This is a genomic window from Leisingera sp. UBA4491, from assembly GCF_002388965.1.
Lineage (GTDB): Bacteria > Pseudomonadota > Alphaproteobacteria > Rhodobacterales > Rhodobacteraceae > Leisingera > Leisingera aquaemixtae.
Map to the genome: position 1 here is coordinate 84,357 of NZ_DGNN01000010.1, position 23,212 is coordinate 107,568.

At 64.9% G+C, this 23,212-nt stretch carries 26 protein-coding genes; 12 read left to right on the forward strand and 14 right to left on the reverse strand.

Annotated elements, in window-relative coordinates:
* Window positions 1-3: 3 nt before the first annotated feature.
* The 8 genes from B2P87_RS04560 to B2P87_RS04595 all read right to left on the reverse strand — a co-directional run bounded on the left by B2P87_RS04560 (window position 4) and on the right by B2P87_RS04595 (window position 6,927).
* Window positions 4-552 carry a helix-turn-helix transcriptional regulator gene (locus tag B2P87_RS04560; RefSeq protein WP_141890550.1) on the reverse strand — a complete coding sequence of 183 codons (549 nt, stop codon included), beginning with the start codon at window positions 550-552 and terminating at the stop codon, window positions 4-6.
* Window positions 552-1,091 carry a cytochrome b/b6 domain-containing protein gene (locus B2P87_RS04565; protein ID WP_141890549.1) on the reverse strand — a complete coding sequence of 180 codons (540 nt, stop codon included), beginning with the start codon at window positions 1,089-1,091 and terminating at the stop codon, window positions 552-554. The genes B2P87_RS04560 and B2P87_RS04565 overlap by 1 nt, the downstream gene beginning before the upstream one ends.
* Before the next feature lie 61 nt (window positions 1,092-1,152).
* Window positions 1,153-1,404, reverse strand: coding sequence for a PepSY domain-containing protein (locus B2P87_RS04570; protein ID WP_141890548.1), 252 nt, complete (start codon window positions 1,402-1,404; stop codon window positions 1,153-1,155).
* A gap of 279 nt (window positions 1,405-1,683) precedes the next feature.
* On the reverse strand, window positions 1,684-2,439 hold the full coding sequence (locus tag B2P87_RS04575; protein WP_141890547.1) for an ABC transporter ATP-binding protein: 756 nt from the start codon (window positions 2,437-2,439) through the stop codon (window positions 1,684-1,686).
* A 12-nt stretch (window positions 2,440-2,451) separates the two neighbouring features.
* Window positions 2,452-3,207, reverse strand: coding sequence for an ABC transporter ATP-binding protein (locus B2P87_RS04580; protein WP_141890546.1), 756 nt, complete (start codon window positions 3,205-3,207; stop codon window positions 2,452-2,454).
* 12 nt (window positions 3,208-3,219) lie between these two features.
* Complete coding sequence (locus B2P87_RS04585; protein ID WP_141890545.1) at window positions 3,220-4,425, reverse strand: branched-chain amino acid ABC transporter permease; 1,206 nt, start codon at window positions 4,423-4,425, stop codon at window positions 3,220-3,222.
* Between the two features lie 3 nt (window positions 4,426-4,428).
* Window positions 4,429-5,451 carry a branched-chain amino acid ABC transporter permease gene (locus B2P87_RS04590; RefSeq protein ID WP_141890544.1) on the reverse strand — a complete coding sequence of 341 codons (1,023 nt, stop codon included), beginning with the start codon at window positions 5,449-5,451 and terminating at the stop codon, window positions 4,429-4,431.
* 129 nt (window positions 5,452-5,580) lie between these two features.
* On the reverse strand, window positions 5,581-6,927 hold the full coding sequence (locus B2P87_RS04595; RefSeq protein ID WP_141890543.1) for a substrate-binding protein: 1,347 nt from the start codon (window positions 6,925-6,927) through the stop codon (window positions 5,581-5,583).
* A gap of 231 nt (window positions 6,928-7,158) precedes the next feature.
* On the opposite strand from B2P87_RS04595, the gene B2P87_RS04600 reads away from it, so the two are divergent.
* From B2P87_RS04600 to B2P87_RS04620, 5 genes are all read left to right on the forward strand, one after another.
* Complete coding sequence (locus tag B2P87_RS04600) at window positions 7,159-8,457, forward strand: helix-turn-helix domain-containing protein (protein WP_141890542.1); 1,299 nt, start codon at window positions 7,159-7,161, stop codon at window positions 8,455-8,457.
* 92 nt (window positions 8,458-8,549) lie between these two features.
* A complete protein-coding gene (locus tag B2P87_RS04605) occupies window positions 8,550-8,930 on the forward strand; it encodes a response regulator transcription factor (protein WP_058287295.1) in 381 nt (126 codons plus the stop codon).
* On the forward strand, window positions 8,927-9,271 hold the full coding sequence (locus B2P87_RS04610; RefSeq protein ID WP_058287184.1) for a hypothetical protein: 345 nt from the start codon (window positions 8,927-8,929) through the stop codon (window positions 9,269-9,271). Before B2P87_RS04605 ends, B2P87_RS04610 begins: the two co-directional genes overlap by 4 nt.
* On the forward strand, window positions 9,271-11,949 hold the full coding sequence (locus B2P87_RS04615; RefSeq protein WP_141890541.1) for an ATP-binding protein: 2,679 nt from the start codon (window positions 9,271-9,273) through the stop codon (window positions 11,947-11,949). The genes B2P87_RS04610 and B2P87_RS04615 overlap by 1 nt, the downstream gene beginning before the upstream one ends.
* Window positions 11,950-12,033: 84 nt before the next feature.
* Complete coding sequence (locus B2P87_RS04620) at window positions 12,034-13,311, forward strand: FliM/FliN family flagellar motor switch protein (protein ID WP_141890540.1); 1,278 nt, start codon at window positions 12,034-12,036, stop codon at window positions 13,309-13,311.
* Window positions 13,312-13,632: 321 nt separating this feature from the next.
* On the opposite strand, the gene B2P87_RS04625 is transcribed toward B2P87_RS04620, so the two are convergent.
* The 4 genes from B2P87_RS04625 to B2P87_RS04640 are packed head-to-tail and all read right to left on the reverse strand — an operon-like array spanning window position 13,633 to window position 15,828.
* A complete protein-coding gene (locus B2P87_RS04625; RefSeq protein ID WP_141890539.1) occupies window positions 13,633-14,058 on the reverse strand; it encodes a TIGR01244 family sulfur transferase in 426 nt (141 codons plus the stop codon).
* A gap of 11 nt (window positions 14,059-14,069) precedes the next feature.
* The gene (locus B2P87_RS04630) at window positions 14,070-14,504 is read right to left on the reverse strand and encodes a DUF6691 family protein (protein ID WP_208764533.1); all 435 of its coding nucleotides are present in this window, start codon (window positions 14,502-14,504) and stop codon (window positions 14,070-14,072) included.
* Window positions 14,504-14,932, reverse strand: coding sequence for a YeeE/YedE family protein (locus B2P87_RS04635; RefSeq protein ID WP_141890538.1), 429 nt, complete (start codon window positions 14,930-14,932; stop codon window positions 14,504-14,506). The genes B2P87_RS04630 and B2P87_RS04635 overlap by 1 nt, the downstream gene beginning before the upstream one ends.
* 32 nt (window positions 14,933-14,964) lie before the next feature.
* A complete protein-coding gene (locus tag B2P87_RS04640; RefSeq protein ID WP_141890537.1) occupies window positions 14,965-15,828 on the reverse strand; it encodes an MBL fold metallo-hydrolase in 864 nt (287 codons plus the stop codon).
* 292 nt (window positions 15,829-16,120) lie between these two features.
* On the opposite strand from B2P87_RS04640, the gene B2P87_RS04645 reads away from it, so the two are divergent.
* The gene (locus tag B2P87_RS04645; RefSeq protein ID WP_058287178.1) at window positions 16,121-16,336 is read left to right on the forward strand and encodes a hypothetical protein; all 216 of its coding nucleotides are present in this window, start codon (window positions 16,121-16,123) and stop codon (window positions 16,334-16,336) included.
* A 35-nt stretch (window positions 16,337-16,371) separates the two neighbouring features.
* On the opposite strand, the gene B2P87_RS04650 is transcribed toward B2P87_RS04645, so the two are convergent.
* Window positions 16,372-16,590, reverse strand: a complete 219-nt coding sequence (locus B2P87_RS04650; RefSeq protein ID WP_141890536.1) for a hypothetical protein — start codon at window positions 16,588-16,590, stop codon at window positions 16,372-16,374.
* Window positions 16,591-16,783: 193 nt separating this feature from the next.
* Here B2P87_RS04650 and B2P87_RS04655 point away from each other — a divergent pair, with 193 nt between their 5' ends.
* Window positions 16,784-17,047, forward strand: a complete 264-nt coding sequence (locus tag B2P87_RS04655) for a DUF2312 domain-containing protein (protein WP_008553759.1) — start codon at window positions 16,784-16,786, stop codon at window positions 17,045-17,047.
* Window positions 17,048-17,140: 93 nt separating this feature from the next.
* Here B2P87_RS04655 and B2P87_RS04660 read toward each other — a convergent pair whose 3' ends face one another.
* Entirely contained in the window at window positions 17,141-18,547 is a 1,407-nt protein-coding gene (locus B2P87_RS04660) for a hypothetical protein (protein WP_141890535.1), read from the reverse strand.
* A 233-nt stretch (window positions 18,548-18,780) separates the two neighbouring features.
* Here B2P87_RS04660 and B2P87_RS04665 point away from each other — a divergent pair, with 233 nt between their 5' ends.
* The 5 genes from B2P87_RS04665 (at window position 18,781) to B2P87_RS04685 (ending at window position 23,184) form a co-directional block, all read left to right on the forward strand.
* Complete coding sequence (locus B2P87_RS04665) at window positions 18,781-20,190, forward strand: UbiA family prenyltransferase (protein WP_141890534.1); 1,410 nt, start codon at window positions 18,781-18,783, stop codon at window positions 20,188-20,190.
* Complete coding sequence (locus B2P87_RS04670; protein ID WP_141890533.1) at window positions 20,187-20,606, forward strand: GtrA family protein; 420 nt, start codon at window positions 20,187-20,189, stop codon at window positions 20,604-20,606. The genes B2P87_RS04665 and B2P87_RS04670 overlap by 4 nt, the downstream gene beginning before the upstream one ends.
* Complete coding sequence (locus B2P87_RS04675) at window positions 20,603-21,931, forward strand: FAD-binding oxidoreductase (protein WP_141890532.1); 1,329 nt, start codon at window positions 20,603-20,605, stop codon at window positions 21,929-21,931. The genes B2P87_RS04670 and B2P87_RS04675 overlap by 4 nt, the downstream gene beginning before the upstream one ends.
* The gene (locus tag B2P87_RS04680; RefSeq protein ID WP_141890531.1) at window positions 21,928-22,665 is read left to right on the forward strand and encodes an SDR family oxidoreductase; all 738 of its coding nucleotides are present in this window, start codon (window positions 21,928-21,930) and stop codon (window positions 22,663-22,665) included. Before B2P87_RS04675 ends, B2P87_RS04680 begins: the two co-directional genes overlap by 4 nt.
* A gap of 120 nt (window positions 22,666-22,785) precedes the next feature.
* Window positions 22,786-23,184, forward strand: a complete 399-nt coding sequence (locus B2P87_RS04685) for a RidA family protein (RefSeq protein WP_058287171.1) — start codon at window positions 22,786-22,788, stop codon at window positions 23,182-23,184.
* Window positions 23,185-23,212: the final 28 nt, after the last annotated feature.

Sequence of the window (23,212 nt, forward strand, 5' to 3'; positions counted from 1 at the left end):
AGCTCAGGCCGGGCGGGCGGCGGAGCCTTCGCTGCGGTCGGGCTGGCGCTGTCCCATCATCGTGTCGATCAGGAGGCTCATCAGTTCAGCCCGGCTGGCGGTGCCGGATTTACGGTAGATCGCATTCAGCTGCGCCTTGACGGTGCCTTCGGCACTGCCGCGCATGGCGGCGATTTCGGCCGTGCTGAGGCCCTTGACCAGAAAGGTTGCCACATCCAGTTCGGCAGGTGTCAGACCCCAGGCGGCAAACTCCGTGTTGATCACGTCCTGCACCGCGGCCTGGGCGGCGCTCAGGCTTTCCTCCAGATGCGCCTTGCGGCGCAGCAGCCACATCAGAATGCGGGTTTCAATAACGATGGCCGCAGTCAGCGCCAGCGCGGCAAGCCCTTCGATATAGGTGTGGCCGCGTTCCCCGGCTTCCGCCTCTCCGGCCTCCAAACCGCTGAGGTCCGCAATCACATCTCCGAGAAACACCGCCGCGCAAATGGCTTGCACGGCGATGACGGCGATCAGGACCCAAGGCTGGGCAGGGCCGTTCGGGGCGTGGCGCATCAGGGGCTCTCTCTGCTGGTTTCCGTGCCCTCCTTGTAGCCAGTGACCATCGCGCGCGCCAGATTGACTTTGGTCCGGCGGCTTTCAAACAGCACCGCCGCCACATGCAGCACAATGGAAATCTCCGCCCAGGAGACCAGCGCCTCATGCAGCGCTTCCGGCCATTCGATGCCCCAGAACATGTTTGTGGTCATCAGATAGCCGGTAAGGGCGATGCCGGTGATCGTCAGCAGCAGATTGTAGATCATCAGCGCGCCCAGTGGAGAGTGGCCGGGATGCCGCCGGATCCGGCCTGTGGCGATATCGCTCAGCTGCCCGGCCGCGGCGCCTGCATCGGGCGGAAAGCTGGAAAACCGCGCGTGGCGGCTGCCGATAAGGCCCCAGATCACCCGGATGCCGATGAGCGCGGCAACGGCATAGCCGATGTATTCATGAAGATTGCCCTCCGGATCGGTGACCAGCGCGTTGGCGGCAAAGCCCGCCGCCAGCGACCAGTGGAACAGCCGGACTACAGGGTCCCAGACGTATGTGCGGTGCATGTCAGCCCTCCTACCGTGGCCGGGCGCCGTATGGCGCCCGGCAGATGATGCCCTGAGCCGGTCAGTCGTCTTCCTTGACCTTCACCACCTCAAGCTTGCCGTTCAGGTAGACCTCGTACTTCTTGCCGTCCTTCACGGCGTAGGCCTCAAACTGGCCGTCTTCGGCTTCGATCTTGCGCACCTCGTAGCCCTGGCCTGTCAGCAGATCGCGGATCTTGGCCTGGGTGTCGGCGCTGGGGGCGCTGTCAGAGGCAAAGGCCGCTGCCGCAGGCAGGGTGAGAACAAGGGCGAGGAGTTTCAGTGAATGGCGCATCGGGTGTCCTTTCGGTGTCCTGGCCGGCGCCGCACCGGAATGGCGCGGTCCGTGTCAGAGACGTCGGGGCGGGAGCAGCAAAGGGAAATAGGCGCCAGGTTGGAACGGCGCAGAAACCGGGGCTGTATAACCCGGGTTTATTGCGGCAAAGACTGATGTTTGCAGGGCAGGCGCGGCGGTTGCCGGAAAAGAGGCCAGCCCTTGAACAGAGCCGGCCTCAGTCTGCCACTGCCGGCACGCGGGCGGCCGGCAAGACGGAGATGAATTTTGCAGCGCGCCTCAGATCGCCAGGTATTCGGCGCGCAGCTCCTCGTTTTCCAGAACCTCGGCGGCGGTGCCATCAAAGACAATGCCGCCCGTATCGAGGATCACTGCACGGTCTGCCAGTTCCAGGGCGCGGACTGCGTTCTGCTCGACAATGATGGTTGTCATGCCCTGTTCCTTGATGTGGATGAGGGTCTTTTCAATCTCGTCCACGATCACCGGGGCGAGGCCTTCGTAAGGTTCGTCCAGCAGAAGCACCTTGATGTCGCGGGCCAGCGCGCGGGCAATCGCCAGCATCTGCTGCTCGCCGCCGGAAAGGGTCACGCCCTCCTGCTTGCGGCGTTCGCCAAGGCGCGGGAACAGGTCATAAAGGCGCTCCAGAGACCAGCCGACGGGCGGGGCAATCTGTGCCAGCTGCAGGTTTTCCTCCACCGTCAGGCCGGGGATGATGCGGCGGTCTTCGGGCACCAGGCCCAGACCCACGGCAGCGGCCTCATAAGATTCCATCTTGTGCAGCGGCTTGTGGTCCAGCCAGATCTCGCCTCGTGTGACCAAAGGCGAGCCGGTACGCGCGATCGAGCGCAAAGTGGAGGTTTTGCCGGCACCATTGCGGCCCAGCAGTGCCAGAATCTCGCCCTCGTGGACGTTAAAGCTGATGCCCTGCACGATGTAGCTCTCGCCGTAATAGGCATGGACGTCCCAGACCGACAGAAAGGCCGGCGCGGTGGTGGCCATATTGGCGTTCTTGGAGAAATCGGGTTTCACGTTCATGGTGTTTCTCCTTTACGCGCTCTCGCCCAGGTACGCTTCGCGCACCTTTGGGTTGCCGCGGATGTTTTGCGGATCGTCCTCGACCAGCGGGGTGCCCTGGGCCAGCACGGTGATCCGGTTGGCGAGGCTGAAAACCACATGCATATCGTGTTCGATGATGGCGATGGTGATGTCGCGCTCGTCCGAGATCTGTTTCAGCAGGTCGATGGTGTTGTTGGTATCGGCGCGGGCCATGCCGGCGGTGGGCTCATCCAGCAGCAGCAGGCGCGGCTCTTGGCTCAGGCACATGCCGATCTCCAGCCGCCGCTTGTCGCCGCGGGACATGGCGGCGGCGTGCATGTGCCGCTTGTCCGACATGTTCATCTCTTCCAGCATGTGCTCTGCCTTTTGCAGAATGTCCTTCTGCCGCAAAACCGACGACAAGGCGTTCAGCTCGAACGCGCCGTCCCGTTTGGCAAAACAGGGGATCATCATGTTTTCCAGCACCGTCAGGTCGCCGAAGATTTCCGGCGTCTGGAACACGCGGCTGATGCCCATCTGGTTGATCTCATAGGGCGCGCGGCCCAGCACCGACTGGCCGTCGAACATGACGGACCCGGTGTCGGGGATCAGCTTGCCCACTAGGCAGTTCAGCAGGGTGGACTTGCCTGCACCGTTCGGCCCGATAATCGCGTGGACCGAGTTTTCCTTCACGCTGAGGTTCACGTTGGACAGCGCTTGCAGGCCGCCGAACCGTTTCCCCACGTCTTTGACTTCAAGGATACCCATGGCTCTGTCTCCTTATTCCGCGGGGTTGGTTTCGCCGGCAGCCTTGCTGCCATCCTTGGCCTTGCGGCCGCTGAGCCAGCCCTTGATCCGCTGGCCGCCTTCGACCAGGCCGCCGGGCAGGAAGATCACCACCAGCATGAACAGGATGCCCAGCGTCAGGTGCCAGCCCTTGCCGATGAAGGGGTGGATCAGGAACACCACCGCGTCCTCCATCCCGTCGGGCAGGAAGCTGAACCAGCTGTGCAGCACGTTGTCGTTGATCTTGGAGAAGATGTTCTCGAAGTACTTGATGAAGCCCGCGCCCAGAACCGGGCCGATCAGCGTGCCGGCACCGCCGAGGATGGTCATCAGAACCACCTCGCCGGAGGCGGTCCACTGCATCCGCTCGGCGCCCGCCAGCGGGTCCATCGAGGCCATCAGCCCGCCTGCCAGGCCCGCGTACATGCCGGAGATCACAAAGGCCGCCAGGGTGTAGGGCCGGGTGTTGAGGCCGGTGTAGTTCATCCGCTGCTGGTTCGACTTCACCGCCCGCAGCATCATGCCGAAGGGCGAGCGGAAGATGCGGATCGCCAGGTAGAAGGCGGCCAGCAGGATCAGCGCGCAGAGGTAATAGCCCGCGTTGAACTGGAACGCCCAGGGGCCGACGGCGAGTTCGAAAGTGGAGCGCATCTCCAGCCCGAACAGGTTGGTCACGGGGATCGAGCCGTCCGCGGTGGCGGAGACGCCCAGGATGCGGGGGTCTTCCAGCGTCAGCTGCAGCCCGGTCTCGCCGTTGGTGACCGGCGTCAGCACCGAATAGGCGAGGTTGAATGACATCTGCGCAAAGGCGAGCGTCAGGATCGAGAAGTAGATGCCGGAGCGGCGCAGGCTGATAAAGCCGATGAGCAGCGCAAACAGGCCCGCGACGATCACCGACAGCACAATCGCCGGGATCACGTTCATGCCGATGAGCTTGAACATCCAGACCGCGGAGTAGGAGCCGACCCCCAGAAAGGCCGCGTGGCCGAAGGACAGGTAGCCGGTGAGGCCAAACAGGATGTTGAAGCCGATGGCGAAGATCCCGAAGATCACGAAGCGCTGCATCAGGTCCGGATAGCCCGCATTGAACTGCGCCATGGCGCTGCCGGACGGGAAGGGGTTCAGGATGAAGGGGGCAAACAGCGTCAGGATGGCGACGATGATCAGCAGGGAAGTGTCTCTTTTGTCCAGTCCGAACATGTCTTAGTCCTCCATCACGCCTTTGCGGCCCATCAGGCCCCGCGGGCGGGTCAGCAGAATGATGATTGCGACCACATAGATGATGATCTGGTCGATGCCGGGGATCAGCGATTTGATCTCGTTCATCGAGGCAAAGCTTTCCAGAACACCCAGCAAGAAGCCCGCCAGCACCGCGCCGGGCAGGGAGCCCATGCCGCCGACAACCACCACCACGAAGCTGAGGACCAGGAAGTCCATGCCCATGTGGTAGTTGGGGGAGTTGATCGGCGTGTACATAACGCCCGCAAGGCCCGCGACGGCGGCGGCGATACCGAACATGATGGTGAAGCGGCGGTCGATGTTGATGCCCAGCAGGCCCACGGTCTCGCGGTCGGCCATGCCGGCCCGCACCACCATGCCGAAGGTGGTGAACTGCAGGAAACTGAAGATGCCGCCGATGATCAGCACCGCAAAGAAGAAATAGACCACGCGCCAGACCGGATAGATGATGTCCATGCCGATCACGGCGCCAAGGTTCACCACGCCGTTCAGCGCGTCCGGCGCCGGGGTCTGGATCGGATTGGCGCCGTAGAAGTACTTGACCACTTCCTGCAGCACGATGGCGAGGCCGAAGGTCACCAGGATCTGGTCCGCGTGGGGGCGTTTGTAGAAATGCTTGATCAGCCCGCGCTCCATCACATAGCCGACGCCGATCATGATCGGGATCGCAAAGAGGATCGCCAGCGGCACTGCCCAGTCGATGAGGGCGCCGCCGAACTCGGGGCCGAACCAGGCCTCCACATAGGGGGTTTTCACCTTGAGCGGGTTGCCGAGGAAGTCGGTCTGTGTCTCGTCGACCACCTCATAGCTGAGGTTCAGAATGCGTTGCAGGGTCACGGCGCAGAAGGCGCCGATCATGAACAGGGCCCCATGGGCAAAGTTCACCACGCCCAGCGTGCCGAAGATAAGTGTCAATCCCAGCGCGATCAGCGCATAGGCCGAGCCCTTGTCGAGCCCGTTCAGGATTTGCAGGAGAATGGCGTCCATGGGTCCCACCGTGCGTGAGGTTCGGAATGGCCCGTCCGGCGGGGGAGCGGACGGGCCGGTTGGGGCAGCCGGAGTCCGGTGCGGACTCCGGCCCGGAACTTTAAATAATTCCGGCGCCCTGTGGCTGGCTTATGCGCCCGGGTTGCAGGCGCCCAGGTTGCCGCCAGCGAACATCGGGTGATCGGGGGCGTATTCCACCTGTGCCCGCGGGGTGACCTCGACCACTTCCAGCAGGTCGAACTCCGAGGTCGGGTTCTCCTTGCCGCGCACCACCAGGACGTCCTTGAAGCACTGATGGTCTTCGGCGCGGTAGAGGGTCGGGCCGTTGCCCATGCCATCGAACTCGAACCCTTCCAGCGCTTCGACAACGGCGCAGGGGTTGAAGCTGCCGGCCCGTTCCACGGCATCCGCATAGAGCAGGGTCTGCACATAGCAGGTGTGCGCGGCCTGGCTCGGCGGGAAGCCGTATTTGGTGCCGAAGGATTTCACGAAGGCCTTGGAGCCTTCATCCTGCAGCGTCCAGTGCCAGTTGGTGGAGCCGTGGATGCCCTTCACGTTCTCGCCAGCACCCTTGGCCATCAGGCGGGAGTAGAGCGGCACGACGATTTCGAAGTTCTTGCCGTTCACCACCTTGTCGCGCAGGCCGAACTGCACCGCGTTGGTCAGCGAGTTCACCATGTTGCCGCCGTAGTGGTTCAGCACAAGAACGTCAGCGCCCGAGTTCAGAACCGGCGCGATGTAGGAGGAGAAATCGGTGGCCGCCAGCGGGGTGCGGACCTTGTTCACGGTCTGCCAGCCCAGGGCTTCGGTGGCGGCGGCGATCGACTCTTCCTGGGTCCAGCCCCAGGTGTAGTCGGCGGTCAGGTGATAGGCGGTGCGGTCGGTGCCATAGAGGTTCTTGAGCACCGGTGCCAGCGCCGCGCCCGACATGTAGCCGTTGAAGAAGTGGCGGAAGCCGTTGGCCTTCTTGTCCTTGCCGGTGGTGTCGTTGGAGTGGGTGAGACCGGCCATGAAGATCACGCCTGCCTCCTGGCAGAGACCCTGCACCGCGATGGCCACGCCGGAGGAGGAGCCGCCGGTGATCATCACCGCGCCGTCTTTTTCGATCATCGACTTGGCAGAGGCGCGGGCGGCGTCGGATTTGGTCTGGGTGTCGCCGGTGACGTATTCGACCTTCTTGCCCAGGATGCCGTTGCCCTGCAGCGCCTTGGAGCTGAAGGTGTTCATCATGCCGCCGTCGCCGCCGCCGTTCAGATGCTCGACCGCCAGCTCATAGGCGCGCAGCTCGTCGGCGCCTTCGTCGGCGTAGGGTCCGGTCTGCGGCACGTTGAAGCCCAGGGTGACGGTGCTGCCGGTCGGCTCATTGGTGAAGGCCGCGGCGGATGAGGCGGTGAAGATGGTCGGCAGCGCCACGCCAGCGCCTGCCATTGCGCCGGTCTTCAAGACACCACGGCGCGAAACGTCAAATTTAGACATGTATTCCTCCCTAATATGATTGGTGCCTTGCAGCTCCTCACTTCTGCGCGGTACCAGCACGATAAGTGCAAAATCAGTATGGGAGCGTCATGTAAACCCAAGCAATAAAACCCTTTTGCAGCTTGAAAATTCTGTAAATAAATGAACAATATTCCGTGGCATACTGTAAACAAAGTTATATTGCGTTGCAGAAAGCCCTTGAATTGGAAGTGTTTTGGGAGGCCTGTCCGCATGGCACGCGACACCTTGACCGGCAGCCGGATCCGCGAACGCAGGCTCATCCTGGGGTTGCGGCAGGCTGAATTGGCGCGGGAGGCCGGGATTTCAGCCTCTTATCTCAACCTGATCGAGCACAACCGGCGCAGAATCGGCGGCAAGCTGCTGGTCGGCATTGCCGGGGTTCTGGGGGTGGAGCCTTCGATGCTGAGCGAGGGGGCGGAGGCGGCGCTGATCTCCACCCTGCGGGAGGCGGCGGCCGACAGCGGCGTGCCGGTGGCGGAGCTGGACCGGGTGGACGAGTTCGCCGGCCGGTTTCCGGGCTGGGCCGAGGTGCTGGCCTCCGGCCACCGCCGCATCGCGACGCTGGAGCGCACGGTCGAGACGCTGTCGGACCGGCTGACCCATGACCCCAACCTGGCGGCCTCGGTGCATGAGGTGCTGTCGACCGCCGCCGCGATCCGCTCCACCGCGTCGATCCTGGCGGAAACCGGCGAGCTGGAACCGGAGTGGCGCGACCGTTTCCACAAGAACCTCAACCAGGATTCGCTGCGCCTGTCCGAAAGCAGCCGGGCGCTGGTCAGCTTTCTGGATGAGGGCGACACCGGCGAGGACCGCCGCGGCATGCCGCAGGAGGAGGCCGAGGCCTTCCTGCAGGCGAGCGGCTTCCATTTCCCGGCGCTGGAGGAGGGCACTGCCGTGCCGCAGGAGCTGGTGCAGCACGCGCCGGAGCTGGTGAGCGAAGCGTCCCGCAGCCTGGCCCGCGCGGCGCTGGAGCAGTATCAGGCGGACGCCCGCGCCATGCCGCTGCCGACGCTGGCGCGCGGGATCCGCTCTGGCGGGCTGGATCCGGTGGCGCTGGCGCGGCAGTTCGGCTGCGGCCTGCCAGTGGTGCTGCGCCGTCTGGCTGCGCTGCCGGAAGAGGTGCTGGGCCGCGAAGCCGGGCTGGTGATCTGCGACGCCTCCGGCACGCTTTTGTTCCGCAAGCCGGTGACCGGCTTTGCCATGCCGAGGTTCGGGGCATCCTGTCCGTTGTGGCCGCTCTACACCGCGCTGGTGCGCCCCCAGGTTCCGGTGCGGCGCAACGTGGTGCAGCAGGGGCGCAACGCGGCGGCCTTTGACTGCTTGGCGGTGGCCTGGCCGCTGGAGATGCCGGATTTCGGGGCTGATCCGCTGTACCGGGCAGTGATGCTGATCCTGCCCGGCGGGCAGGACGCGCAAGACCCGCAGCCGGTCGGCGCCAGCTGCCGGATCTGCCCGCGCCGCGGCTGTCCGGCCCGGCGCGAGCCGTCGATCCTGAAGGAAGAGTTTTGACAGCAACATGGCGGCGGGGCTAACCTGCGCCAAAAGGAATGCGTGCCCGCACCGGCTTGTCCGGCAGGGGGCGCCGGGAGGAATTTCTGCTGATGGGCAGGCATGTTGTACTGATCGAAGATGAGCCGAATATCACCGAGGCTATCCGGTTTCTGCTGACCCGGGACGGGTGGAGCGTTGATGCGCACACCGATGGCGCCACTGCGGTGGAGGTGATCCGGGATGCCAATCCCGACCTGGTGATTCTGGATCTGATGCTGCCGGGCAAAAGCGGGCTGGAGATCGTGCGCGAGCTGCGCGCCGAGGGGGGGATGCAGGCGCTGCCGGTGCTGATGCTGACCGCCCGCGGCCAAATGCGCGACCGCGAGATGGCGGAAAAGGCCGGCGTCACCCGGTTCATGACCAAACCCTTTTCCAACGCCGAGGTGCTGACCGCAGTGCGGGACCTGCACGCCCAGGCCGGGCAGGGATGACCCGGGACGGCAGCCCCAGAGAGCAAACGGGCACCCGCGCGGAACGCCAGACCTACCGCCGCCGCCGCCTGATGGACATCGCCCGGCTGCTGCCGGTGCTGGGGGTGCTGCTGCTGGCGCTGCCGCTGCTCTGGCCTGAGGCCTCGACCCATCCGGCCGCGCGCGGCGGGGTCAGCATGTCTTCGGCCATCATCTATGTGTTCGCGGTCTGGATCGGTCTGATCGGCGCCTGTTTCGCCTTCAGCCTGACAGTGCAGCGGTGGGCTGATCACTGGACCGGCGGCGGGCCGGACGGGGCAGAGCTTCCCGGGGACGGCCCCGCCGGCCCGGAGGACGCCTGATGGCCTCCCTGAACGTGCTGGCCTTTGTCTGCCTTGCCTATGTGGCCTTCCTGTTCTTCATCGCCTTCTGGGCCGACCGGATGGCCGCCCGCGGCCGCAGTGCCGCCTGGATGCGCTCGCCGCTGATCTACACGCTGTCGCTGTCGGTCTACTGCACCGCCTGGACCTTTTACGGCGCGGTCGGCTATGCGGCACGCTCGGGGCTGGAGTTCGTGACCATCTACCTTGGCCCGTCGCTGGTGATGATCGGCTGGTGGTGGGGCCTGCGTAAGCTGGTGCGGATCGGGCGCAGCCAGCGGATCACCTCCATCGCCGACCTGATCTCTTCGCGCTATGGCAAGTCGAACCTGCTGGCCACCGGGGTGACCATCCTCGCGGTGATTGGCGTTACCCCCTATATCTCGCTGCAGCTGCAGTCGGTCACCCTGTCCTTTGCCATCTTTGCCGAGGCCGACCCCTTGCGCGGCTACAATGAAACTTCGACCGTGTTCTGGGTGGCCGCCGGGCTGGCGGTGTTTGCAATCCTGTTCGGCACCCGCAACCTCAACGCCAACGAGCGCCACCACGGGGTGGTGACGGCCATTGCGCTGGAGGCCATCGTCAAGCTGGCGGCGCTGCTGGCGGTCGGGGTATTTGTGGTCTGGGGCGTGGCGGGCGGCGTCAGCGCGACGCTGCAGCGCATTGATGCCTCGCAGATCGGCCACTGGAACGTCGATGGCAGCCGCTGGGCCACCATCACCTTCCTGGCCGCGGCCGCCTTTGTCTGCCTGCCTAGGATGTTCCAAGTGATGGTGGTGGAAAATGAGGACGAGCGCCACCTGCGCATCGCCTCCTGGGCGTTTCCGCTCTACCTGCTGCTGATCTCGATGTTCGTGGTGCCGATTGCCGTGGTCGGGCTGGAGCTGCTGCCCGCGGGCGCCAACCCGGACATGTTCGTTCTGACGGTGCCGCTGCAGCAGGGGCAGCAGGGGCTGGCGGTGCTGTCATTCCTGGGCGGCTTCTCCTCCGCGACCTCGATGGTGATCGTGGCGGCCATGGCGCTGTCGACGATGGTGTCGAACCATATCGTGATGCCGGTCTGGCTGCGGCTGCAAAGCCGCCAGGCCTCGGTCTCGGGCGATGTGCGCGATGTGGTGCTGTTTTCCCGCCGGGTGTCGATCGCGGTGATCATGGCGCTGGGGTATTTCTATTATCACCTCTCGGGCGGCGCCGCCGCGCTGGCGGCCATCGGACTGATCTCCTTTGCCGGGGTGGCGCAGATCCTGCCCGCTCTGGTCGGCGGGCTGTTCTGGCGCGGCGCCACCCGCTCCGGCGCCCTGGCCGGGCTTACCGTGGGCTTTGCCATCTGGCTTTACACCATGCTGCTGCCGGCACTGGGCGGCGGGCTGCTGCCGGAGCATATCCTGCGCGAGGGCCTGTTTGGCCTGGCCTGGCTGCGGCCAGAGGCGCTGTTCGGGATCGAGGGGCTGGACCCGACGGTCCATGCGGTGATGTGGTCGATGAGCCTCAATGCCCTGGCGTTCTGCCTGGTGTCGCTGGTGAGCTTCCCGAGCCCGCTGGAGCGGCTGCAGGGGGCGCAATTCGTCAATGTCTTCGACCATTCCGCGGGTCCGCGCGGCTGGACCGGCTCTGTGGCGCAATCCGAAGACCTGATGATCATGTCACAGCGGATCCTTGGCGCGCCGGAGGCGCAGGCGTTCTTCCAGCGCGAGCGGCTGCGCCAGGGCGGCCGCGGGCCCTTGCCGGAGCCAACGCCGGCCTTCCTGGAGCGGCTGGAGCGCGAGCTCAGCGCCTCCATCGGGGCGGCGGCGGCGCATGCGATGATCGGCCAGATTGTCGGCGGCTCGTCGGTCTCTGTGCAGGATCTTTTGGCGGTGGCGGATGAGACGGCGCAGATGCTGGAATACTCCAGCCGTCTTGAGGCGCAATCGGCAGAGCTCTCGGCAACGGCGCGCAAGCTGCGGGAAACAAACGAAAAGCTGACCCAGCTCTCTGAGCAGAAGGATGCGTTTCTTAGCCAGGTAAGCCATGAGCTGCGCACGCCAATGACCTCAATCCGGGCGTTCTCGGAAATCCTGCGCGACGACGGCCAGCTCAACCCCAAGGAGCAGCGCCACTATGCCGGTATCATCCATGACGAGACGCTGCGGCTGACCCGGCTGCTCAACGACCTTCTGGACCTGAGCGTGCTGGAAAACGGCCAGGTGAGCCTCAACATGACGGCGGGCACCCTGCCGGAAGTGCTGGACCATGCAGTCGCGGCGGCGCTGGCGGGGTCGGACCGGCCGCTGAAGGTGATCCGCAGCCCGGAGACGGAGACTTTCCGCATCTCCTCGGATCTTGACCGGCTGGCGCAGGTGTTCATCAACCTGATCGCCAATGCCCAGAAATACTGCGACGCGGAGAAGCCGGAGCTGACCATCTCCGCCAACGCCGCCGGCGGCCGCCTGCATATTGATTTCACGGATAACGGCAGCGGCGTGCCCGCGGATTTCCGGCAGATGATTTTCGAAAAATTCTCCCGCGTCAGCCCTGAGCGCGCGGGCGGTGCCGGGCTCGGTCTGGCGATCTGCCGCGAGGTCATGCAGCGGCTTGGCGGCGATATCTGCTACCTGCCGGGCCACAGCGGCGGCGCTTTCCGGGTTTCCCTACCCGCTGCGGGCGAAAAGGCGGCGTAACCCGCTGTGAGGTATAGGAGTTGTTAACCTCCTTTCGGGTAAAAACGGGGAAACGGGACGCGTATGGGGCAGGTTAAACAGCCTATGTCTGAGACAGAAGCAGCACAGGCGGGCAGCGGTAAGCAAAGTGTGCTTGCACGCAAGCTGGCAGCAACCAAGGAAGGCGCAGGGGCGATCAACAGCTCCCTGACGCTGAAGGCGTTGCGCCGTTCCCTCGCGCGCGCGGCGGCCGATCTGTGCGAACTGCCGCTGGCGGTGCTGGCGGCCCGCCAGTGCAACCGCATTTCCGAGGATTTGGCCCGGAACCTGTCCGACAAAGACCTGCTTGTGGTGCTGGATTGCCCGAACGGGCGGGTCGGTGCGGCCAGCATGGACGCGGCCACGGTGACGGCGCTGATTCAGCAGCAGACCATCGGCGCGGTGATCGGCAAGGCGCCGAACGAACGGCTGTACACCCCCACCGACGCTGCAATGACCGCGGAGTTCCTGGAACGCTCCTTTGCCAAGGTTGTGTCGATGCTGGAGGGCCAGGCGGATCAGGCCATCTTTTCCGGCTACCGCTTTGGCGCCCAGGTCGAAAACGTGCGCAGCCTGGTGCTGGGGATGGAGGCTGACGATTACCGGGTGATCGAGCTGAACCTGGATCTGGCCTGCGGCGCCATGCAGGGCGTGATGAAACTGATCCTGCCGGAACCCACTGCGGAGGAGCTGCAGGAGAGCCAGGGCGCCGCCGCCCAGGGTCCGTCGCTGGGCCGCAACCTCGATTCGATCCGCGCAGAGCTGACCGCGGTCCTGTGCAAGATGCGGGTTCCGCTGCGCGACTTCACGGACCTCAAGATCGGCGACACGCTGCCGCTGGATCAGGCGTTCCTGTATGAAACCGACTTGCTGACCATTGGCGGCAAACCGGTGGCGCAGGGGCGGCTGGGCCAGATGAACGGGTCCCGCGCGGTCCGGCTGAACCGGTCCGGCTCCAAGCTGGCGGGCGACGGCGGCGGCGACATGGGCTTTTCCGACGGGGGCGGCCTGGATGCGCTGCCAGACGCGCCGCCGGCCCTTGGCATGGGCATTGCCGACCAGGGTCTGCAAGACCCGATGGATGACGGCGGCCTGCCCGCGCTGGAGGCCGCACCGGCGCTGGATGGCGGTGCCATGGGTGGAATGGGCGGCATGGACGCCGGGCTGGATGGCCTGGACTTGTCCGACCTCGACGGTGATGGCGGGCTGGGTCTGGATGGCCTGGACGGCGGGCTGCCGGATCTTCCCGATCTGCCGGATCTGCCCGACTTTCCCGCCGCCGACCTCGGCGATTTCGAGGCCGCCGATGCGGTGGAAATCTCGCAGCTGGCCGGGCTGGACTGAGCCCTGACAGAGAACAACTGAAGCTGACTCTTGATTGGCGTAGGTGAAGCACGGCACTCCCGGCTTTGGCTTCAGGCTATTCGCGCGCTCTGCTGTCCCATTTCCGGCGCGCATTCAACGGTCTGTAAGAAGGTAAGCCACCAGCAAGCGTGCGGTGCTATGCCCGCTGCCTGTGCTTCCGGTGCGTACTCAGCCGGCCGCGGGCACCGGCAGAGACGGCCGATTGCAATCAAGTCAGATCTGGCTGTTGGAGAGGGCGCAGGCTTCAATCCGGAAGCCGCCGCTTGGGGGTGCAGGCCGCAACCCCAAGCAGGCTTTGCTTCAGCGGTTTGCCAGCGAGTCCAGCGCCGGGCGCAGCCCGTCCAGCTGATAGCCCGCCGCAGCGGTCTTTTGCAGAATATCATCCGCGCTCAATTCGCTGGCCTGACCCAGCGCCCAGACCACTGAGCTGCGCGTGCCGGAGGCGCAATAGGCCAGCACCGGGCCGTCGCTGCTTTCATAGAGCTCGCGCTGAAGCGCCACGTTTTCCGGCGTCATGGTCTGGTGGGTCAGGGGCAGAACCTCAAACCGCAGGCCGGCTGCTTCAGCTGCGTCGCGGATCGCGTCCGCCTGATGGCTGGGCGGCACTTCCTCGTCCGGGCGGTTGCAGATCACCGTCTTATAGCCGGCGGCGGCAATGGCGGGCAGGTCCTCAGCCGAGATCTGCGGCGAGACCGAATAGCGGGGGGTGATTACACGTGCATCCATGGGCCGACTCCTTACGCGCTTGCGGCGCCACGGTCCAGATGCCGGCTGACCGCCGGGGCGGCTATCATGCCGCAGGCCATCGCCGCCAGGAACAGCGCGCCTTGCCAGCTGTTGTAGCTGAGCGAGGCCATCGCCGGGCCGGGGCACAGGCCCACCAGCCCCCAGCCGATGCCGAACAGCACCGACCCAAGAAAAAGCCGCCGGTCCAGCTCGGCCGAGGGCGGCGAAGGAAAGCTGCCGCCGGCGGCCGGCTTGCGCCCTTCCGTCAGCCGCCAAGCCAGCGCCATCGGCAGCAGCGCGCCGCCCATCACGAAGGCCAGGGTAGGGTCCCAGTTGCCAAAGATATCCAAGAACCCCTGTACCTTGGCGGTGTCAGTCATCCCCGAAAACATCAGGCCGGCCCCGAACAGGCTGCCTGCGGCCAGTGCCAGAAACATCCGCAGCATCAGATCACCCCCAGCAGCTGGCGCAGCACCGCCAGCGTCAGAATGCCCGCCAGCATGAAGACGGCGGTCGCCGCAATCCCGCGCAAGGACAGGCGGGAAATGCCGCAAACCCCGTGGCCGGACGTGCAGCCGTTGGCAACGCGGGTGCCGACCCCCACCAGCAGCCCGGCAAGCACCAGAACCGCCGCATTGCTGGTGACATGGGTATCGGGCGTGCCGCCCGTCAGCAGCCCGATCAGCAGCGGCATGCCAATCACCCCGGCGATGAAGGCGATCCGCTCAGCCGCGGTGTTGCGGCCGCTGCCATCCAGAAGCCCGCCCAGGATGCCGCTGGCCCCCATGATCCGGCCGTTGCCGAGCAGGTAAACCGCGCCGCCTAGCCCGATCAGCAGGCCGCCGCCCAGTCCCCAAATCCAGTCTGCTTGCATTGTCTTTCCCTGGTCCTTTCCCGTGCGTCCGGTCAGATCTTGTTCACCGGGATCTTCAGGAACACATCGCCCTGCTCATCCGGCTCCGGCATCTGGCCTGCGCGCATATTCACTTGCAGCGACGGCAGGATCAGCCGCGGCATCCCCAGCGTCGCGTCGCGGGCGTCGCGCATCTGGACGAATTCCTCGATGCTGCGGCCTTCACCCACATGCACGTTCAGCGCCTTCTGCTCGCCGACAGTCGTCTCCCAGGCGTAATCGTCGCGGCCCGGCGCCTTGTAGTCGTGGCCGACAAAGATGCGGGTCTCGTCCGGCAGCGCCAGGATCTTCTGGATCGAGTTGTACAGATCGGCAGAGGAGCCGCCCGGGAAATCGCAGCGGGCGGTGCCGAAATCGGGCATGAACAGCGTGTCGCCGACAAAGGCCGCATCGCCGATCACGTAGGTCAGGCAGGCGGGCGTGTGGCCGGGCGTGTGCAGCACCTCGCCGCGCAGCTGGCCGATCATGAAGCTGTCGCCTTCGCGGAACAGCTGGTCGAACTGGCTGCCGTCGCGCTGGAATTCGGTGCCTTCGTTGAAAATCTTGCCGAAGGTGTCCTGGACCACGGTGATCCGGTCGCCAATGCCGATCTTGCCGCCCAGCTGTTCCTGCAGATAGGGGGCGGCGGACAGGTGGTCGGCATGGACATGGCTCTCCAGGATCCACTCCACCCGCAGGCCCTCGGCCTTGACCCAGGCGATGATGGCGTCGGCAGAGGCGGTGCTGGTGCGTCCGGCGGCGTGATCAAAGTCCAGGACCGAGTCGATGATGGCGCAGGCTGTGCCCTCGGGCTCGCGCACCACGTAGGACACGGTGTTGGTGGCTTCGTCGAAAAAGGCTTTGACGGCGGGGGTCATCTGTCAGTCTCCCTGGATGCTCGGAAATCATATATCAATTTAAGAATATGTTTCAAGAGAGCCGGCGGCCCTTACCGCAGGCTTTGGCAAAAAATCATCGCAGCTGTCTGATGTGTGTCAAGGCGCGGCTGGAACCGGCCCCTTAGAATCGTTTGGTGCTGAGTAAAGCCGCAAAAGCGTCAGGAAGCCGTAAAAAAAGCGTGAAAATGCGGCGCAAAGGTAACATTCTGCGGGATTTCGTATTCCTGTTGCGAAATACTGTCACAATCGCAGGACGTAGGGAGGACTGCTTATGACAATGGAAGATCTGTTTCACACCGTCGAACAGCTGGAAACCAGAATTCAGAGAGAGACCGGCGCGGCCCGGCTGGCCATGCGGCCCGAATTCATCCGGCTGCTGGATCACATGCGCAAGAAAGGGGCAGAGGTTCCGCGCCGGTTCCGCCGTCTTGAGGCTGCGCTGTGCGAAGAAGCGGTGGAAGAGATGTTCGACAACATGCCCGTCTGACACAGACCTGTTGTCAGGCAGGGGCGGGCCGGGCGTCAGCCCAGGAAGATGCCCGTCATCACCAGCATAAGGCCCAGCACCGACAGCAGCAGGGCGCCCAGATTGTAGGGCAGCACCGATTGCACAACGGCACGCAGCGCGTCGTCATCCAGATTTTGGCGGCGGGCGCGTGCGACCTTGATGATGCACCAGACCAGCCCCAGCAGCCCGGCAACGGACAAGGCGGCTCCGGTCCAGACGATAAGATCGAACATGGGTGTGCTCCTGCAGGGGTTGCGTTGCGCCGCGCCTAGCCGATCCGTCCACCGCGCGCAAGCCGCGCCGGCACGGGTGCCGGTTTTTGCCGCTTGGCGCAGCTCCGCCGCTTTCCCTTCTTGCGGCGCGGCGGGCGGGGCGCTATCCCCTTGCTCCGACAGCAACTGACAGCATGTGCCGACGGAGCCGCAGATGGATATCACCGAAGACGAAAAAAGCGAAAACTACCGTGTGACCGCTGGCGAACTGCGCCAGTTTATAGAGCGGTTCGAGCGTCTGGACGAAGAGAAAAAGACGATCGCCGAGCAGCAGAAAGAGGTGATGGCCGAAGCCAAGGGGCGCGGCTACGACACCAAGGTGATGCGCAAGATCATCGCCCTGCGCAAGCGCGACGAAAACGACATCGCCGAAGAAGAGGCGGTGCTGGAAATGTACAAGGAAGCCCTGGGCATGTAAGCCGCGCCGGGCTTCGGCCCTGGCAGGGAATTAGCTGGCGCCGGGCGGGCGGAAGTGCCCCCGGCGCCAGTTTTGCATTCAAGCCGCGAAATTTTAGCGCGAGCTGCCCGCCGATGGCAGGTTTTCTGCTCCGGCGCGTGCGAACAGCCGCCTCAGGCGCCGGCCGGCCTCCAGCAGCACCACGGCGTAAAGCCCCCAGAACAGCGGATGCAGCGTGTAGCGCATACGCTCCTGCTCAGGCCCGTTCACCGCGTGCGCCACCCCCAGGAACAGCACGACCGACAGCAGCATCACCTGAAAGAACGCCCGGCGTGCCGGATCCCGGTCCCGGCGGGCAAGCTCCGCCAGCGCGATCAGCGCGAACAGGTTCAGCGCCAGGGTCAGGAATCGCGACAGGCTGGGGCCGATCACGATCTTGTTGTCTTCGGTCAGCACCCGATTGGTGTCCGGCAGTTTGGGGAAGCGGTCCCAGTTCAGCGGCGGGAACAGGTATTCGTTCGGCCACAGCGACAGGCTTGTCGAGGCGCGCACCACCACGCCGGCGGCGTATTGCAGGGGGCTGGCAGCAATCACGTCCAGGGACTTCTTAAGGCAGGTTTTGGAATAGCCGATCATCCGCGGATCGTTCAGGGCGCTGCCAATATGCTGGCCGATCAGCCCGTGGGTTTCGGCAAACGTCTTGAAGGAACACCCTTCGATCCGCTCCGGCGCCACTTGCGAGACATTGAGGCCAAGCCAGCTGCCGGAACTGAAAATGCCGAACACCGCCTTGTTCTTGACCGACGGCAGCAGCGATACCGCCAGCGTCAGGGCCAGGATGGCGGCGCGGGCCGGTCCGGCACCCGCCTTGAACAGCAGCAGGCCTCCCACGAGCAGGATGTAGACCGGGTGAAAAAGCGTCCAGGTCAGCGACAGGACGGCGAGGCAGGCGCAGAACAGCAGGAAAAACAGCGTGCGGCGCGTTTTCAGCAGCAGCAGGACGCAGAGGCACGACAAGGCAAAAAGCGCTGAGGTGAAATGGGCATAGAGGATGAAGTTCTCGTAATAGAACACAGCCGGAGACAGCACATAGGCCAGCGGCAGCAGCCATGCCAGCTTTCGTGACGGCGCCAGCAGCCGCAAGGCGGCGTACATGCTGGCAGCAGTCGCAACGGTCAGCAGCAGGTGGCTGCCCCAGATCAGCTGGATCATGCAGGCCTCCTGCGCATTGCAGGCCTTGGCTGCCAGCCCCAGCAGGAAGTTCCAGAACGGCGGCTGCGAATGCAAGGCGATCAGTGCCTCCAGCAGCCCGTCATGCAGCTGCTGCACCGGCAGGTGCTGGTATGCCCCGGACAGGTGGACAGGATCGGGGCGGATCTCCAGCAGCAGCGCCGCCAGCGTTCTGGTCAGCAGCACGACCGCCGCAGCGGCAAGGGTGAACACTGCGGTATCGCGCAGCAGCGAAGCCAGCCCGGGCGCCGGAGCGCGCGCCATGCCGGTAACCTGCGGGGGAGTTGTCATGCCGGACCTCAATTGTTTTGCCCCGTCATACTGGAACCGGGGCGTCTATGAAATTCCCCCTGGCGGACAGCGGCTCCGGCACAGGCATCGGTGCAACAGGCGGCCGCGGCACGGCGGAGTTGGCACCTAGCCAAAAAGCCGGGCCGCTGGTACAAGCGGGGCAGGGACCAAATCCATCTTCCGGTTGACTTCATTTGACGACAGATTCATCGCTTCCGGCCGGGCAGCCCGGCATGCTTGCCGTCGACCTGGATGGCACCCTGCTGCGCAGCAATATCCTCTATGAAAGCTTCTGGTCTTCCTTCGGGCGCGACTGGAAAAGCCCCTTTTCCGCGGCGGTTGCGCTGCTGAACGGCCGAGCGGCGCTGAAGCGGCACTTGGCCGGCACCTCCCGCATTGATGCGGCCAGCCTGCCTTATGATCCGGCGGTCATGGACTATGTCAGGGACTGGCGGCAGCGGGGCGGCAAAACCGCGCTGGTGACTGCCAGCGACCAGTCCATCGCCGATCAGATCGCCGCTCATCTGGACCTGTTTGACGAGGTGCATGGCTCCACCGGCACCGAAAACCTGAAAGGCCCGGTCAAGGCGGAGTTCCTGCAAAACCGGTTCGGCGCGGGCAGGTTTGCCTACATGGGGGATTCCCCCGCCGATCTGCCGGTCTGGCGGCTGGCGTCAACGGCGGTCACCGTCAATGCCGCCCCGGCGCTGCGCCAGAAGGCGGAGCACGCGGCGTCCCGGACCGAACATCTGGCAACGGTGGAGCCCGCGCTGGCCGCGTATGTCAAGGCGCTGCGGCCGCATCAGTGGCTGAAGAACATCCTCGTGTTCCTGCCGATGCTGGCCGCGCATCAGCTGGACATGGTGACCCTGGTGCAGTCGCTGCTGGCGTTCCTGTCGTTCAGCCTGATCGCCTCCAGCGTCTATGTGGTGAACGACCTCCTTGACCTGAACGCCGACCGCGCCCATCCGCGCAAGCGGTTCCGGCCCTTTGCCGCGGGCCGCATCCCGATAGAGCACGGCAGCTGGTTGGCGGCGGCGCTGTTTCTGGGCGGGTTGGCGGCAGCCCTGCCGCTGGGCCTGCTGTTTCTTGGGGTCATCCTGCTTTATTACGCAATGACAACGGCTTACTCGCTGCATTTCAAGCGGCTGATCGTGATGGATATCTGCCTGCTGGCGGGGCTTTACACCATCCGCATCGCGGCGGGAGGTGCCGCTACCGGCATACCGCTGTCGGTCTGGCTGCTGGCGTTTTCCATCTTCTTCTTCTTTTCGCTGGCCGCCGTGAAACGCCAGGCGGAGCTGGTGGACAGCGCCAGACGCCAGCAGCTGACCGCCAAGGGGCGCGGCTATCACGTTGACGATCTGCCGGTGATCTCGATGATCGCGATTGCCGCGGGCTACGTGTCGGTGCTGGTTCTGGCGCTCTACCTCAATTCGCCTGCGGTGGCCGCGCTTTACGCCACGCCGCAGGGGTTGTGGGGGATTTGCTGTGTGCTGCTTTATTGGATCACCAATACGGTGATGCTGGCCCATCGCGGCCAGATGCAGGATGACCCGGTGGTCTATGCCGCGCGCGACCGCGGCAGCCAGCTGTGCTTCCTGATCGCTCTGTCCTTTGCGGTGTGGAGCAGCGCGCTATGACCCTGCACCAGCTTCTCGTCCGCTACACCGCCTTTGCGGCCGCGGCCACCGCCGTCAACCTCGCCACCCAGCGCGCGGTTTTGCAGCTGGGGGAGACCGGCGCCCATTTCACCGCTGCCATGGCTGCGGGCACTTTGGCCGGGCTGGTGGTCAAATACTTTCTGGACAAGCGCTGGATCTTCTTTGACCAGCAGGGCGGCCTGAAGCACCAGGGCCGGACCTTCCTGCTGTATTCGGCGATGGGGGTGGCGACCACGGCGGTGTTCTGGATCACCGAAACGCTGTTCTGGCTCATCTGGGGCACCGATGCGGCGCGCGAGGCCGGAGCAGTCCTGGGACTGGTGATCGGCTACACGGTGAAATACCATCTCGACCGGCAGTTCGTCTTTACCCGCCGCGCAAGGGAGGCGGAATGAGAGGGCTGTCAGGCTGGGGCAACTACCCCGTGTCCCAGGCGCAGCTGCTTGCGCCGCGCAGCGAGGCGGAGCTGCAGGGGCTGATCGCCAGCAATCCTTCCGTCATCGCCCGCGGCAATGGCCGCGCCTATGGCGACAGCGCGGTTGGCGCGCCGGCGACCCTGCATATGCGCCATTTCAACAAGATGATCTCCTTTGATGCGCAGACCGGCTTGCTGGTGGCGGAAAGCGGTGTGCTGCTGGGCGATATCATCTCTGCCTTCCTGCCACGGGGCTGGTTTCCGGCGGTGGTGCCGGGCACCAAGTTCGTGACCCTTGGCGGCGCCATTGCCGCGGATGTGCATGGCAAGAACCACCACAAGGACGGCAGTTTCCGCAGTTGCCTGGACTGGGTCGAGGTGATGGGGCCGGACGGAACGGTCCGCCGCTGCTCCCCCCAGGAAAACACAGAGTTGTTCAACTGGACCGCTGGCGGCATGGGGCTTACGGGCGTGATCCTGCGGGCCGCCATCCGTCTGCGGCGGGTGCCCTCGGCCTGGATCCGGCAGCAGACATTACCCGCTGCAAACCTCAACGCCGCCATCGAAATCTTTGAACGCTCCGCCGCCGCAACCTATTCCGTGGCGTGGATCGACTGCCTGGCGGGCGGCGGCAATCTTGGGCGGTCGCTGGTCATGCTGGGGGAACATGCCGGGCTGCAGGACCTGAGCTATGACCAGGCGGCGCGGCCCTTTGCCATACCCCGCGCCAGCAACCGCACCGTGCCGCCAGTGTTCCCGTCCTTTGCGCTGAACCGCTACAGTGTTCGGGCGTTCAATGCCGCCTATTACTGGGCCGGGGCGCGCAAGGCCGGGCGGCAGATCACCGGTTACGACAGCTTCTTCTTTCCGCTTGATGCGCTTTTGGGCTGGAACCGGATCTACGGGCGCAAGGGATTTGCCCAGTTTCAATGCGTGCTGCCGTTGGACCGCGCGCGGGCAGGCTTGCGTGCCTTGCTCAAGACGATCTCTGCTGCCGGGCAGGGGTCGTTTCTGGCGGTGCTCAAGAGGCTGGGCGCGCAGGACAGCCCGTTCTCCTTCCCGATGGAGGGCTACACGCTGGCGCTGGACTTTCCGGTCAACCGCCGCAGCCTGCAGCTGATGCAGGACCTCGACCGTATCACCATTGCCCACGGCGGCCGCTTCTATCTGGCCAAGGACAGCCGGATGAGCCGGGACACGCTGCACGCTGCCGACTCCAGGGCAGCAGAGTTTGCCGGGATGCGGCAGCTGTCCGGGTTGCACCCGTCCTTTCAGTCCGCCCAGTCGCAAAGGCTTTCGCTATGACAAAATCCCCCGTTCTGATCCTCGGCGCCCGGTCGGACATAGGCATGGCTGTGGCCCATGCCTATGCCGCCCAAGGCCGCCCTGTGCAGCTGGCCGCCCGCAATACGGACAGTCTGGAGCCCCAGAAGACCGATCTGGAGCTGCGCCACGGCGTGCCAGTTTCTCTGCATGAGTTCGACGCGCTGGCGCTGGAGGATCATGAGCGCTTTGCCGGTGCGCTGCCGGAACTGCCGGGCATCGCCGTCTGCGCCGTCGGCTTCATGGGGGAGCAGGGCGAAAGCGAGACCAGCCCCGCCGCCGCGGCCCGGGTCCTGCGCAGCAACTTCGAAGGCCCGGCCAGCATTCTTTCGGTTCTGGCCAGCCGGTTCGAACAGCGCGGCTCCGGCACGCTGGTGGGGATCAGCTCGGTGGCCGGAGACCGCGGCCGCGCGACCAACTATGTTTACGGCGCGGCCAAGGCCGGCTTCACCGCCTTCCTGTCCGGCCTGCGCAACCGGCTGGCCCGCAAGGGCGTGCATGTGGTTACGGTGCTGCCGGGGTTTGTCGCCACGCAGATGACCGAGGGCATGGACCTGCCGGACAAGCTGACGGCCCAGCCCGAGGAAGTCGCCCGCGCCATCACCGAGGCCACTGCCAAGCAGAAAAACATCGTCTATGTGCGGCCGGTCTGGCGGCTGATCATGCTGATCATCCGCAACATTCCGGAAGCTGTGTTCAAGAAGATGAGCATCTGAAGCGGGCTGGCACCGGATGGTCCGGCGGGTTTGCTTCAGGCTTATAAGTTTTAAGCTTGAAATAATTCCCGCGGCAGCGCTATTGTCGGTGGCAGGCATTATCAGCAAAGGAGCCCCGCCATGCCGGCCATCAGTGTGCATCCCGAAGGGTGGAAGCCCGCCAAAGGCTACGCCAACGGAATGGTCGCAGAGGGCAAGCTGCTGTTTGTCGGCGGCCAGATCGGCTGGACTGCGGATCAGGTGTTCGAGGCCCATGATTTCATCGGCCAGATGAGCCAGGCGCTGCGCAACATCCTGGAGGTGGTCGAGGCCGCGGGCGGCACCGCAGAGGACATCACCCGGCTGACCTGGTATGTGACCGACAAGGCGGAATACCTTGGCCATCAGGCTGAGGTCGGCAAGGCTTACCGCGCGGTGATGGGCTATCACTTCCCGGCGATGACGATGGTTGTCGTCTCCGCGCTGGTCGAGGATGAGGCCAGGGTGGAGATCGAAGCCACTGCCGTGCTGCCCGGCTGACGCCGCGGATCAAGCACGGTTTCGTGAG